We start from the raw sequence: 14,104 nt of genomic DNA on the forward strand, positions 1-14,104 counted from the left end.
GAGTAATGACAAAAATAACGGTATGCGAATATAGATAACGCTGCTCATTTCGTCAACAAGCAAAAGTGTTCATAAAAATACATTTTCATTACGTCCTCGAAGACATATTAATGTTGACATTAATGCTGCCCGTAAACTTTTTGATGAACACTGATTTGGGGGGCTGGTGGTTTGTCCTCAATGTTCTTGTTTTTTAATATGCATCAATGAATTAGCTGTTTTTTATCAAGATCATGCGTGGTTTTATCTCCGCTGGATGTCCATTTTTGTCTATAAATTGGTATTTATTTCCTGATTTGATATGAATAATATGCTTGCTTCAATATAGAACCTTATTTTATTTTCTCAGTGCGCGGTCAATGTTGACAATTTTGCTATGGTTCATCGGCTGACCCAAAAGGATTTGTTTGTGACATTCGAGTCTGGATTAAAGTCCTATTGGTATAGTGCATAGCGGATAAATTGATTTGGACGCAATAATAAATTCAAACACGATAAAAAACATTCGGGAATGGTGCCTGCCACTTGTCTTACCTGGCCTTTTTTACCCGCTGGCACAATATCTTAACGGTTACAGCGTTCTCAATAATACTATTTTAACAGTTTACGATCTCAAGCTAGCCGTATTTTCTGCCGCATTGGTCTTGTTTGGTTTTCGGGTGTTGCCGGGATTTCTTCTGTTCCTGACGGTCATGTTTGTGGTCGGTCCGCAAAATGAACGGGTAGATGCGTTGTGCCTGATCATCGCGTCGACCTTAAGTTATGCAGCGTACCGCAAATTCACCGGCAGACGCAGCTGCGTTAGCTTTGGTCGCATCAAAATTAGCTTTAATCGCCTGGTTTGGCTTTGTGGCTACAACGTCCTGCTGTATCTGGTGTTCAGCAAACTCTTTGCAATGTTTGTCGCCCACGGACAACGCCCCGATGTGGATAACATTCCGGCGTTGAGTCTGGGCATGCTGGTACGTATTCAGGGGATCATCAACGGTTGCCTGACGGGGATCCCTTTATTTTACAAGATTTACCGCATCATTCGTCGACCGTCTTTCCTGTTGACCTTTCTGCGGGCCATTGCCGAACAGTGTAAAGGCAATATCGGCGTCTACGGCGTTGTGTCCTGGTGCATCTTGCTGTTTTTTCTGATGTTTTTCTTAACATCACCGGATAATTTGGATGTTTTTTTCTCTATCTATAGCCTGATCCTGTTATTCCCGTTGATGTTATGGGGAGCAATCAAGATTGGCCACTTGTTCACAATGCTGGTGTGGACGATCGTATTAATCATCTTAGGTAAACATAACGACAGCTATATCGCCAGCGATGTTAACTTCATGCTGCATCAGGCGCTGGTTTCGACGTTGATCTTTGTCTTTTCACTCACCATTGTGATCATGGGGGTACTGGCAAAATTTACCCGTCAGCGCTTTAACCAGGCGCTGCTGCTGGGGCTGACTGACCCGATGACAGGCATGGCAAATTTACGGGCGCTGAAGACGGAGCTATTTACCACTGAACGCGCGACCGTATGTCTGATACAGATCCCTGAGCTGGAGCTTTTTTCGCGTCGCTATGGTTTTCATTTCCGCGCCCGCTACCAGAAGATCCTTGCTGAGCATTTGCGCAGACATCTGGTGAAAAGCGAGAAAGTCTATTACCACGCGGGTTATGATCTGCTCATCCGGCTGGAAAATGGCACCTGGGAGCGGCTATGCGATCTGTATCAGGCCGCCAACAGTTTTCGTCTCTTTTACAACAACCATCGATTGGGTTTTCGCAGTGGTTTGGGCTATTGCCTGATTAACGATCTGAGTGATGACATTTATCAGCTGGTGGGGAAACTGGGCATGGTGGCGGGTTTATCACTCACCAACGGCAGGCCGGAAAACCTTGAGGCGCAGCATAGCCGGATCCTTGGCAACCACATTGTTGATAAAACAGAAATTCGCACTGCGCTGCAAAATGCGCTGGATAACAATGCGTTTGTCCTGATGGCACAGCCAATAGTTAGTACCCACGGTGAAGCGCCGTATCATGAAATATTGATCCGTATGCTTAATGAACGGGGTGAATTTATTCCACCGAACAGTTTCCTGCCGGTTGCTCATGATGCGGGGCTGGCACCGGATATCGATCTCTGGGTTATCGAAAATACCCTCAAATTTATGCGTAACCACCCACAGCATTGTTTTTCTATTAACCTGGCACCGGTGACGGTATGTCGTTCAAATATTGTCATGAAGATCACCCAACTCCTGCACGACTACGCGGTGGAGCCACAGCGGATTATTTTTGAAATAACGGAAGCAGATACGTTATCAGACAAAGAACAAACCGTGGAAACGCTACGTTTAATACGTCAGCTGGGATGTCGGGTGGCAATTGATGACTTTGGCACCGGGTTTGCCAGTCATGCGCGCTTGATGAACATCGAAGCAGATATCCTGAAAATAGATGGCTCGTTTATTCGACGGATCACCGAAAGTGAAATTAGTTACTACATCGTTGAGTCATTTTGCCGCGTTGCTGAAATGAAAAAAATGCAGGTGGTCGCTGAATTTGTCGAGAACGCCACTATTCAGGCCTGTCTGGAAAAAATGAATGTGGGCTGGTTACAGGGATATCACATTGGCAAACCTACGCCGCTGTTCACGCTCGAATCACAGGGCGCTAGCTCCTGATGACCAAAAAAAGAGTAATTTCTTCTCAGGTAGAGAATAAAAATCATGAGTGACATTATTAAAGTAAAAAATCGAACGGCGAATACCACCAGTGAGGGACCGCGCGCTCGACTATTGTCCTGGCTGCACAACATCCATCCCGGTGTGGCGATGAAGCTCGGTATGATTTTGGTTGTTTGTATCGCAACGTTGCTGATTGGCGCCTCTTTTATATTATCGTCGTATCTTTCCAGAGAATTGCAGATCAATGCGCTGGAGATGATTAAAACCAACACGCGGATATTCCACAACAGTATTTCTAACGAGTTTCAGCGTGTGACTCGCGATGCGGAACATTACAGCAATGTTTATATTAATAATTATCAAAACGTTGCCAATAAACCGCTGCGTTATATGGACTCTACTGAATTAAAAGCGGTGCTGAGCAACCCGAATACCAACTCACATTTCACCGAATTAACCAGCGTATTTGCCAGTACGTTTATTCTGCAAGGCGAGCAATTTGTACGTGTCAGCAGTACGTTACTGGCGAGTTCAGGCAATACGGCAACGGCAACAGCACTAGGGCATGATAATCCGGCGTTGCCGCTGCTTTTGAAAAATAAACCCTTTTCCGGTGTGGTCACACTGTTCGGTAAACAGTTTATTAGTCACTACGAACCGATTGCTGACAAATATGGTCAGGTGGTGGGGGCCGTCGCGGTGGGTTTCGACGTCAAACAGAGTTTGCAACCGATCATTCAGCGTTTGTTGAATGTGCATATTGGTAAAGATGGCTACGCCTACGTGCTGGATGCCGGATTTGAACCCGGTCGTATGTTGGTCCATCCCTCGTTGAGCAACCAGCAGGCAATTAATATTACCGATGCCAATGGTTTTAAGCTGTTTGCCGACATGCTCGAACACAAGAATGGCATCACTTACTACAACTGGGTGAGCGGTTATGGCGCATTGCCGAAGACCAAAGTTGCCGTTTATGAATACGTTGAAGGGATTAACTGGATAATCGCCACCACCAACTATGTTGATGATGTCGCCAAGAGCAGCAATCTGGTGCGTAACGGTCTGCTGCTGTTCACCGCGCTGCTGCTGCCCATCATTTTACTGCTGATTGCTGTGGCCAGTCGTTTCCTGATCTCGCGGCGATTAAACCGTGTCCTGGGGATTGCACAAACCATTGCCGAAGGTGACTTAACGGTAGATGTTCAGGTCGATCACCACGATGAGATAGGCGAACTGCTGAGCGCGGTGGAGATGATGCGTCAGCGTCTGCACTCGTTGGTAGGCGGTATGGTTTCTCATGCAAATTCGGTACATCAGGCATCTTTGCATATTACCGAAGCGGTCGATGGGCAGGCATCAACCAGCGTGGAAACCTCATCTTCAGTAGCTGAAATTACCTCCACCATGGAAGAGCTGTCTGCCTCATCGACACAGATAGCCGAACACTCACGGGCGGTTGTGGATATTGCCAACCAGACGCTCGAGGACTGCAATAAAGGCTCCGAGTCGATGTCGCAATTGCTGATGCGTATGACGGATATTGATACCGACAATCAGCAAAACATGCGTGAAATCATGATGCTCGGTAATAAGTCGACGGAAATCAGTCGCGTGATGGTGATCATTAACAGCGTCGCGGATCAGACGAAACTTATCGCCTTTAACGCAGCGCTCGAAGCTGCCAGCGCCGGGGAAGCCGGTAAGCGTTTCTCGGTTGTGGCGGCTGAAATCCGTCGTCTGGCGGATTCGGTGACGGAATCGACGGTTGAAATTGAAAATAAGATCAGCGAGATCCAAAACGCGATTAATCGTCTGGTGCTGAACGCGGAAAAAGGTGGCGAGAGCATTAAAGCGGGCGCAATTGCCTGTAAAGTCAGCGCCGAACACCTGAACGATATTGTTGTGACTGCCGAGCAAACCTCGACGGCAGCGCTGCAAATATCGCTATCAACACAGCAACAGAAAACGGCGAGTAATCAGGTGGTGATGGCGCTGCGTGAGATCGTTGTTGCCAGTAACTATACCTCGCAATCTATCAAAGACATTCTGGTTGTCAGTCAGGATATGACACAACTGTCGAAAGCGCTGAAAGAGGCTTCGTCCTCATTCACACTGACGGAAACAGATGCATGAATAGCAGCAACATTCGGGTGCTGATCCTCGACCTGGGCAGCGCATCGCGTAATGAGCTGGTCAGGCAACTGGAGGATCACCCGCACATTAAGGTGGTGGGGCAAGTAGCCCATCGCAGGCAGGCGATCCGACTGTTGCAACAGCTGATGCCTGATCTGCTGATTCTGACGCTGGATATCTCAAGCGTCGATAACGTCGAGATCGTGGAAACGATCATGGCAACCAGCGCAATCCCGATCCTTGTCATGAGATTTTGTCCAGAGAATCAATGGGATGATGACTACATTTCCCGTGGTGCGTTGGCGGTGTTGCACCATAGCAGTGATTCACCACTCTCAACGGATGCTTTGCATCGTAAAGTAGAATTATTGGTCGGTGTGAAAGTTATTCGACATATCAAGGGATTACGCTATCCAGGCGAACCGGTAATCCCCACTGCACGACCGATGATAGACGTTGTAAAAACGCCACAGGACTGGCCCTTTGTGCTGGCGATTGCCTGTTCGACGGGCGGGCCGCAGGCGCTCAGTAAGCTGTTGCAGGATCTACCCGGTACGTTCCCGTGCCCGGTACTTATTGCCCAACATATTGCCGATGGCTTCGCGAAAAATATGGTGCATTGGCTGGATAGCGTGACCGATCTGAAGGTGCGACTGGCGCAGGAGGACGATCGGGTGGAAGCGGGGTATGTGTATATATTGCCGCCGGAGCAGCACCTGATCGTCAAAAGCAACCAGCGTTTAGCGGCGATCCCAAGACAGGAAAGCGACGTTTACCATCCCAGTTGCAACCTGTTGCTGGAGTCGGTGGCTGAGGTGTTTCGCGAAAAAGCCGTCGGACTGATTATGACCGGCATGGGCAGCGATGGCTGCCGCGGCATTGAGCTTATTGTCCGCCGTGGCGGAACAACGCTGGCGCAGGACGAAGAAAGTTCGGTGGTATTCGGTATGAATAAGAACGCGATCGACAAGCAACTAATACACCGCACGATCCCTCTGGATGGTCTTGCTGCGGTACTGCTTTCGATGGCTTGCCACGGGCATGTTGAGAGTAAATTGCCATGATCCCTAATCTTCCTGACTATGCGCGCCTGATCAAAGAGCGGGTCGGTTTGCATTTCGATAACGCCATGGAAGCATTGCTGAAAACGGCGCTGGGTCGGCGAATGGCCGAGCGAAAAATCAATGATTACTATGAATACTATGAACAACTGCGTAGCTCGCAGAATGAGTTTGATAGTTTCATCACGCTGATTACGATTAACGAAACCTATTTTTTCCGTGAAAGCGATACGCTGGATTTAATCTGCGATAAATGGATCCCGCGTCTGTTGCAACAGCGCAGCGGCCCGGTGCGTATTCTGAGTGCCGGATGCTCTTCCGGAGAGGAAGCCTACTCGTTGGCGATCAAGCTGCATGAGAAATACCTCGGCGGGATGGCCCAGCGCATCGAAATTTACGGCTGTGATATTGACCCGGCAATCCTGGCAAAAGCCCGCAACGCCTGCTATTCAAGCTACTCGTTTCGTGGCGTCGACCCGAGTATTCAGCAACGCTACTTCACCCGCTCGGGAAACCTCTACCGGCTGCATGATGAGATCCGTGAGAAGGTCTCCTTCCATCGCACCAACATTATAAAAGAACAGTTACTGCCGGAAGTGGACATCATTTTGCTGCGCAATGTATCCATCTATTTTGATACGCCAACGCGTCGCGAGCTGCACAGTAATTTGCTGAAGATGTTGCAACCGCAGGGAGCCTTATTTTTTGGCAATGCGGAAACGCTGGCTAACAATTTCGACATTCTGAAGCTGGAGCAGGAAGAGGGGATTTTCTATTTTTGCCACCATCGTGAAGCGCCAAAGGCTGCGCCTGTACCCAGAGTTGCGGTGCGCATTCCGCAGCCGAGAACGGTGGTTGAACAGGTTCCTCTGGTGCCCACGGCGCAGCAGAGTAATGACTGGCTGAAGAAAGCACGCGCCAGCCTCGATGAAAAATGTTTTTCTGAAGCTGAAAAGTGTATCGCCTGTGTATTACGTGACGATCCCCGTAATCAGGATGCGCTGCTGATCCAGGGGGTTATTGCCCTCGAGCAGCGTGAATTTTCTCAAACAGCCGGAAACGCGCAGCAAATCCTTGCACAGGATGAGTGGTCGGCAGAGGCCAAAATGCTGCTCGGCCTGGCGATGATGTGGCAACACCAGACCCAGCAGGCCATCGCCTGGTTCAAGCAGGTGGTTTATCAGGAACCCGGCTACTGGCCTGCACACTATTATCTGGCTGAAATGTACCGGCAAAGCGAGTTATACCAGCCTGCTCAACGGACTTATCGTGTGGTGATGCAGTTACTGAACGACGAGATAAACAATCCGTCATCGGTTTGTCGTCTGCGTTTGCCAATGGTATTTCCTGGCAATACGTTTCGTTTCCTGTGTGAACATCAACTGGCGCAATTCGCCCATCAAAGTGGCTAATAAGAGCGATTATGGCTATCGATCTGAAAAAATTCGTTCTGCGCTTTATTGATGAAGGGAGAGGTCATTTGCAGACGATCAGCGAAGGGGCGTTTCTCCTCTCCGCTGATGAACATACCGACGCCTGGATAGGTGAGATGTTTCGCGCTGCGCATACCCTGAAAGGGGGCGCGCGGATGCTGAAGCTGCAAAGCATTGCCGATGTCACGCATCATCTTGAAGATGTATTGAGTGAACTACGTGATAACAAACTGACGCCGGACAGGGCGCTGGGCAATCTGATCCATGAGTCTGTGGAGTACCTTTCTGGTCAGCTTACCCAGCTTTTTGTCAGCGAAGGGGATAATCAGTTGCCACCGGCGGATGCCGGGCTGTGCGAACGCCTTGCCCGCGCCAGTCGGGGAGAGGATATCACGCTGACTGTCGAAACTGCCGGGGCAACAGAAAAACCGGTAGTCCCAGCGCCTGCAACACCTTCCAGCATGGATGCCGGTATTAAGCAGGCGGATTTCGTGCGGGTAAAGCTGAATAAGCTCGATGGCCTGATCGACATTCTGGGGGAGGTGCTCGCCGGACATGATCGCCTGGAACAGCAGATACAAAACCTGAGTCAGCTGGTACCGCGGTTACCGGGATTGAGCGCTGAACAGCTTCGCCAGCAGATCCACGACTTTAGCGCCCAGTTAAAAGAGAGCGTCCAGCTCCAGCATTTGCAGATGTTTGAACTATACGATGTGGCGGCGCGGATCCGTATGCTGCCACTGTCAACGTTGTTTGAACCTATTTCGCTGCAGGTCAGCGAACTGGCTTCCACACTGAACAAGCAGGTGGTGTGCCGCTTTGTTGGCGGAGAAGTGGAAATCGACCGCCAGCTCATTGACCGGCTTTCGGAGTCGCTGACGCATCTACTGCGTAATGCCGTCGATCACGGGATTGGCGAGATCGACGAACGTCTGGCGCTCGGTAAATCCACTCGCGGCACGATTACCATCACTACTCAGCAGGACGGCAGCGGGATATTACTGCGTATCGAAGATGATGGCCGTGGTCTGAACTATGAGGCCATCAGCGCGAAGGCGGTCAGTAAAGGTCTGGTTCCTGCTTCAATGGCCGGGCAGCTCTCCGAGCAGGAATGTAATGAGCTGATTTTTCATCCCGGCTTTTCGACCAGCAAGATCGTCTCCGAGCTTTCTGGTCGCGGCGTTGGTCTTGATGTGGTGCGTAAAACGGTGGTGACCGACCTGCAAGGCGATTTGCAGGTTTATAGCCGCCCGGGAGTCGGAACCAGCTTTAACCTGCGGTTGCCTGTTTCGTTAACCATGATGCGGATTCTGCAATTTGAAGAGCAGGGACACCTGTTTGGACTGGCTGCGCAGTATGTGGTTGAGGTAGTGGAATGCACTGCTCAGGGGATCAGCGATATCGCCGGACGTCCTGCCATTATCTTGCATAACGAGTTTATCCCGGTGGTTTGCGTAGGCAGCTTGCTGGGCATTCATGAACGCCAGAGCAGCTTTTCAACGCCTGGACAGCGATTAATCGTGGTGCAGAACCAGTACAGCAAAATGGCGCTGCAAGTGGATAAGCTCCTCGATGAACGCAAGATGATGATCAAACCGTTACCGAAGCATATGCAACAGCAGTCGCTGGTCTCCGGGATGGTACAAACACCGGATAACCAACTGGTCAGCATCCTGCACGTTCCTGCGCTGATGGCGATGGCGCAACAATCACGGCAAACCAGTACACCAGCGCCCGCCACGAGCGTAACGCAGGATGCATGGCATGTGCTGGTGGTCGATGACTCATTGAATACCCGTGAGATAGAAAAGAACGTGCTGGAAGCGCACGGCTATCAGGTGACACTGGCAGAAGACGGGCTGTCGGGGCTGCAAAAAGCGAAACTGACCCAGTTTGATGCCGTACTGACGGATGTCGAAATGCCGTTTATGGATGGTTTCACCTTCACCAAATCGTTGCGTGGGGAGAAAAACTACCAGCATACGCCAATCATCATCGTGACGTCCCGCGCGAAGGAAGAGGACCGGCGACGGGGGATTCAGGTGGGCGCGGATGCCTACATCGCCAAGGGCGATTTCGAGCAGGACAGTTTGATAAAAACATTAAAAATGCTTTTGTGCTGATGGCGCAAAATCGAGAGAGAAAATGCGAATTTTATTAGTTGATGATGATCTTTTTGCGGCTGAACTGGCATCCATATTTTTGCAAATGGACGGCTACGATGTGGTGATTGTGGAAAGCGCGATTTCCGCCCTGGCATGCCTGGACTCGGATAACAGCATCGACCTGGTGATTAGCGATCTGCATATGCCAGAGATCAGTGGGTTGGATTTGCTGGCGCTGTTACGCGCTCAGGATTGGGCTAAACCTTTCATTTTACTGAGTGCCAATGAAGTGACGGCCAGCGACGCTCTGTACGACCGTTGGGTGAAAAAAGATGAAAACCTCGCGGAAAATCTGGGGGCTGCTGTCAATGCGCTACTGCAACCGTCTGCGATTAACTGAATAAGCCTACGTGTTTGATGAAACAAGAAAATAAGCATATAGCGATGGCGGCAGCGCAGGAAAAAATAGCGCGTTTGCGGCAGGGGTTTCTACGCCGAATTCCCGACATGCTGGCACAAGCGGAAAGATTACTCGTTCAACTGGTCGCAGAGCCTAGCGAAGCCTGTCGCAAACAGCTACATATCCTGCTGCACAGTATTCACGGTTCGGCAGGGTCCTTTGGCTTTAGCCCGCTGGCGAATGCCTCAGCAGAAGGTGAGCGTTTACTAACAGAGCCGGAAACAGAGCAAAGCACATTGCATTACGATGAGCTGCGGCGAATCATCAGGTGGTTGTACACCCTGACCCAGGAGCAGCTCAATCTTGAACATCGTATCAGCGATACGGAGTTCACATTACCGATCACCGCGCAGCGCCCGGAAGAGGGATATGTTCGGCGGGCCAGTAAGCCTATCTACCTGTGTGATGATGATATTGACCAGGTCGAGCTTCTCGCGACCCAACTGCGCTGTTTTGGTTTTACCTGCCATGTGTTCGCGAACACGCAGGATTTCACTCAGGCCGTATTGTCGCAACCGCCCGCCGTGGTGATTATGGATGTTAGCTTTCCGGACAACGCCTACGGTGGACCGCTGGCGATGTCGGATCTGAAACAAAAAGTGGGCAAACCTTTCCCGGTGCTGTTCCTCTCGTGTCATAGCGATTTCAATGCCCGCGTCAACGCCATCAAATCTGGCTGCGATGGCTACTACGTAAAACCTGCGTCTATCACCGATTTAGTCCAGGAACTTCATCGCCTGACTCAACCGTCGCTGAAAAAGCCTTACCAGGTATTGTTGATCGATGACGAACCGGCGGTGGCGGAATACAACGCGGAGATGCTGCGCTTGGCGGGCATGGAAGTGCATGTGCTGGAAAAACCTCACTATCTACTGCATGTACTGAATGCGCAGCCGATCGATCTGGTGTTGATGGATTACCACATGCCGGAGTTCAGCGGTGAGGAACTGACAAAACTGATTCGCCAAATACCGCAGCATATTGGCCTGCCTATCGCCTATCTCTCCAGTGAGACCAACAAGCATGCGCAGTTGGGAGCAATGAGCATCGGCGCGGAGGATTTTATCCTCAAACAGAGCGACCCTGAGGAGCTGATCCGCGCCGTATCGATTCGCGCGGAAAGAATGCGCGTCCTGCGTGCCCGTATGTCGCAGGACAGTCTGAGCGGGTTATATAACCACTCAACGACCACCCATTTTCTCAAAAGCGCGATTGCCGAGTCGAACTACAGCGGCAACCCGTTTTGTATGGTGATGGTGGACCTGGATCGCTTTAAAAGTATTAACGATACCTACGGCCATGCGGTCGGTGACCAGGTAATTGTCGGTATTTCGCAGTTGTTCTCCCATCGATTACGCAGCACCGATATCGTTGGCCGTTACGGTGGTGAAGAGTTTGTCATCATTATGCCCAACACCAGCAGTGACAAGGCTGCGCGCGTGGTCGAACGATTGCGCAGGGATTACGAGCAGGTCACGTTTTCCGTTAACGACGCCAGTTTTCACAGTACCTTCAGCGCGGGCATTGCCCAGTGGCAGTTTGGCGATCGGATTGAAACGCTGCGCGAGCGTGCCGATCAGGCGCTGTATGCCGCGAAGCAAAATGGCCGTAACACTTTCTGCATTGCCGAGTAAAAGGAGTCAATATGAGCCAACAGCTGGAGCAGATGCTTGCGCTGAACCATGGTGAAAAACCGGAGTGTGAAAACGTTGATGAACCCCTGCGCACGCTGGTGTTATTTCAACTGGCGGGTAAAAATTTTGCCTTCTATGGGGCGCAAATTAAAGAGATCCTTGCTGAGCGCCCGATCTCCTGGGTTCCCTGTTGTGCGCCAATGCTTGAAGGGGTCATCAACTATCGTGGACGGGTGGAATCGGTGATGAGACTGGACAGCCTGATCGATAAACCTACCGTTAATTCGGCAGGTAAGCGCACTATTCTGATTGGATGCGCCGAGAAAATGCAAAGTGGGATCCTGATAGATAAATTGATTGATGTGTTGGAAGTCGCCGAAAGCCAAATTCATTTGCCAGGAGATTCGTTGCCCCCGGCGTTACAAAGCATCGCTGTGGGGGTGGTTAACGTGATGGAAACCTGGTACACGCTGCTCGATCTGAATCTGGTCTTTGAGCGTTATCAGGAGACCAGCGGTTATGACGGCTCCCACTAATTTGGCGGCGGTACGTATTACTTTGGGAGCGCTAACGTTGTATATACCGGCAAACCAGGTTGGTGTGTGCTCGTTAGTGACTCAGGTTGTGCCTGAAATCCCCCGATTTAGCCAGTGGCTGGGGATTGCGGATGAGCCGCAGGAGGGATGGCATTTGCATTTGCGCGTCCCTGACAGTGGCGTTGAAACCGGCTGGTACCTATGGGGACAACTTGAGAATGTGATGCTCTCCGGCGACATTATTTTTGCCGTACCTCCGCTTCTGGCGCGTAACTGTCATCTACCTGCGCTTCGTGCCCTGGTGGGCCGCGAGGCGTTTAGCCCGCTATTAAGCTGGCGCTGACACGCTGCGGGAGCTTTAACGGTCCCGCAGCATGAGAAGGCTGGAGTGCTATATCCCGTTACTGGATATAAGCATCAACAGCCCGACTGACCAGCTTAGTCATAAAGTTGTCAATCTTATCAATGGTCTGCTTGTCCTGAAGATCGTAGGTTTTTGCTACGTCATCCAGGTTTTCATAACCGACCCAAACTCGCCCGATCTTATCCTGCCATACGGAGACACGTAACGGCAGATCCAGCGCGACACCCTGTTTGTCCTGCATCAGTTTTGTGCCGGCTTTAGGGTTACCAAATACCAGGACTTTCGTTGGCCTCAGGTTCATTCCCGCGCCCTCGGCATTTTTCTCGTGATCAATTTCAGTGAATACCGGAACGCCTTCGCTTTTCAGAATGGCTTTCAGTCGGGAGACCGTTTCATCGACAGAGAATTTACTTTCCTGGTTTTTGATCTTCTCTGAATTTAACCCAGAACCCAGCCCGATTTTATAGGCTTCAGCGATATCACGAGCCACCTGAGTCATGTCTACGCCTTCTTTGTTGGTCAGCATTGTCACGCAAACCAGTTCATCACCGGCGGTAAAACGACTCAGATAGGCACTAAATCCACCTGTGGTTCCTTTGATTTCCAGAAAACCAGGATGGCGGGTAAATTCCCAGCCGGCCATGGCAGGCACGACTTTGCCATTTTTCAGTTTTGCCGGGCTATAGATAATGTCGCGCAGCTTTTTGTCTTTAACCAGCGTGCTGCCGGCAAGACCGATATCCCACTTACTGATGTCTTCCGCTGACGACCACAGACCACCATAGGCGTACAGATTATCAGTGGCGATCGCACTGACAGGCGCCAGTTTGTCACCCGCTGCGACGTAACCTGTTGCAGGCTCAACAGGGTTGATCCAGTCAATTTCTGACTTAAATTTCGAATGCTGATTATGTTGCTTATCAGGCGTCGGGCGATCAAGGAATGCTTTCGTTGGCATGTCTTTTGCGAACATGGTGCTTTGCAGACCTAACGGCGCAATTTGGTATTTGTTGACGAAGTCCACGTAACTCATTCCGCTGACTTTCTCGATAGCCATACCTAGCAGGATAAAGTCAGTTGCACTGGAGTTGATATCCGTGCCGTTTTTAAATTCGAGCGGTTTATCTTTAACAAGATCAACCAGCTGCGCAGGTGTATATTTTTGCTCTTGTTTATAGCCGAAAGATCTGAAATCAGGGATCCCGGATGAGTGCTGCATTAATTCCAGAATCGTAATGTTATGCCAGCTTTCCGGTAGGCCAGGCAAATAAACACTCACAGGAGTATTCAGATCCAATTTGCCTTGCTCTACAAGTTGCATTACTGCGACTGCAGTAAAAGCTTGCGTGATAGGGCCAATTCCCCACATGGTTTTGGTGGAAGCAAGCTCATCATTGGCTGCTGTTGCCAGACCGTATCCCGCTGAGCGCGGAATATAAGGCGCCTGAACAATCGCCATGGATAAACCCGGCAGATTATTTTTCGCCATTACCTCAGCAATGATCTGATCGATATATTTGCCGTTGACCTTTAATTGTGGATCACCACGGTTAACTAAGTAAGTTGTCTCATTTGTATTGGCAGCGGCCAATACCTGAGTAGCTGAAACTGACATGGAAAGTAAAATACATGCCGAAATAACCTTTAACTTAAGATTCATGGAAAAGCTCCGCGCTTAATGAAATTTATTTTGATGG

10 protein-coding genes are annotated in these 14,104 nt (G+C 50.2%); 9 read left to right on the forward strand and 1 reads right to left on the reverse strand.

The genetic code is table 11. The features are described 5' to 3' along the window. Positions 1 to 467: 467 nt before the first annotated feature. Genes IB222_RS04950 through IB222_RS04990 form a run of 9 tightly spaced genes read left to right on the forward strand, consistent with a single transcriptional unit; the run spans position 468 to position 12,386 of the window. Positions 468 to 2,678, forward strand: a complete 2,211-nt coding sequence (locus IB222_RS04950) for an EAL domain-containing protein (RefSeq protein ID WP_003825844.1) — start codon at positions 468 to 470, stop codon at positions 2,676 to 2,678. A 45-nt stretch (positions 2,679 to 2,723) separates the two neighbouring features. Then, positions 2,724 to 4,814: a Cache 3/Cache 2 fusion domain-containing protein gene (locus tag IB222_RS04955; protein WP_149384687.1), complete on the forward strand. Its 2,091-nt coding sequence runs from the start codon at positions 2,724 to 2,726 to the stop codon at positions 4,812 to 4,814. Continuing rightward, positions 4,811 to 5,878, forward strand: a complete 1,068-nt coding sequence (locus IB222_RS04960) for a chemotaxis protein CheB (RefSeq protein ID WP_003825849.1) — start codon at positions 4,811 to 4,813, stop codon at positions 5,876 to 5,878. The genes IB222_RS04955 and IB222_RS04960 overlap by 4 nt, the downstream gene beginning before the upstream one ends. Beyond that, entirely contained in the window at positions 5,875 to 7,287 is a 1,413-nt protein-coding gene (locus IB222_RS04965; RefSeq protein WP_149281313.1) for a protein-glutamate O-methyltransferase CheR, read from the forward strand. Before IB222_RS04960 ends, IB222_RS04965 begins: the two co-directional genes overlap by 4 nt. Before the next feature lie 11 nt (positions 7,288 to 7,298). After that, complete coding sequence (locus tag IB222_RS04970; protein WP_063940966.1) at positions 7,299 to 9,431, forward strand: response regulator; 2,133 nt, start codon at positions 7,299 to 7,301, stop codon at positions 9,429 to 9,431. A gap of 22 nt (positions 9,432 to 9,453) precedes the next feature. After that, entirely contained in the window at positions 9,454 to 9,813 is a 360-nt protein-coding gene (locus IB222_RS04975) for a response regulator (protein ID WP_149384686.1), read from the forward strand. A 17-nt stretch (positions 9,814 to 9,830) separates the two neighbouring features. After that, positions 9,831 to 11,507: a diguanylate cyclase gene (locus IB222_RS04980; protein WP_100271972.1), complete on the forward strand. Its 1,677-nt coding sequence runs from the start codon at positions 9,831 to 9,833 to the stop codon at positions 11,505 to 11,507. Between the two features lie 11 nt (positions 11,508 to 11,518). After that, positions 11,519 to 12,043, forward strand: a complete 525-nt coding sequence (locus tag IB222_RS04985) for a chemotaxis protein CheW (RefSeq protein WP_149384685.1) — start codon at positions 11,519 to 11,521, stop codon at positions 12,041 to 12,043. After that, a complete protein-coding gene (locus IB222_RS04990) occupies positions 12,027 to 12,386 on the forward strand; it encodes a hypothetical protein (RefSeq protein ID WP_003825861.1) in 360 nt (119 codons plus the stop codon). Before IB222_RS04985 ends, IB222_RS04990 begins: the two co-directional genes overlap by 17 nt. Positions 12,387 to 12,444: 58 nt before the next feature. Here the strand turns inward: IB222_RS04990 and IB222_RS04995 are convergent, their stop codons facing one another. Then, a complete protein-coding gene (locus tag IB222_RS04995; protein ID WP_149384684.1) occupies positions 12,445 to 14,067 on the reverse strand; it encodes a serine hydrolase in 1,623 nt (540 codons plus the stop codon). Positions 14,068 to 14,104: the final 37 nt, after the last annotated feature.

The organism is Citrobacter sp. C13 (genome assembly GCF_014596815.2).
Taxonomy (GTDB): domain Bacteria; phylum Pseudomonadota; class Gammaproteobacteria; order Enterobacterales; family Enterobacteriaceae; genus Citrobacter; species Citrobacter portucalensis.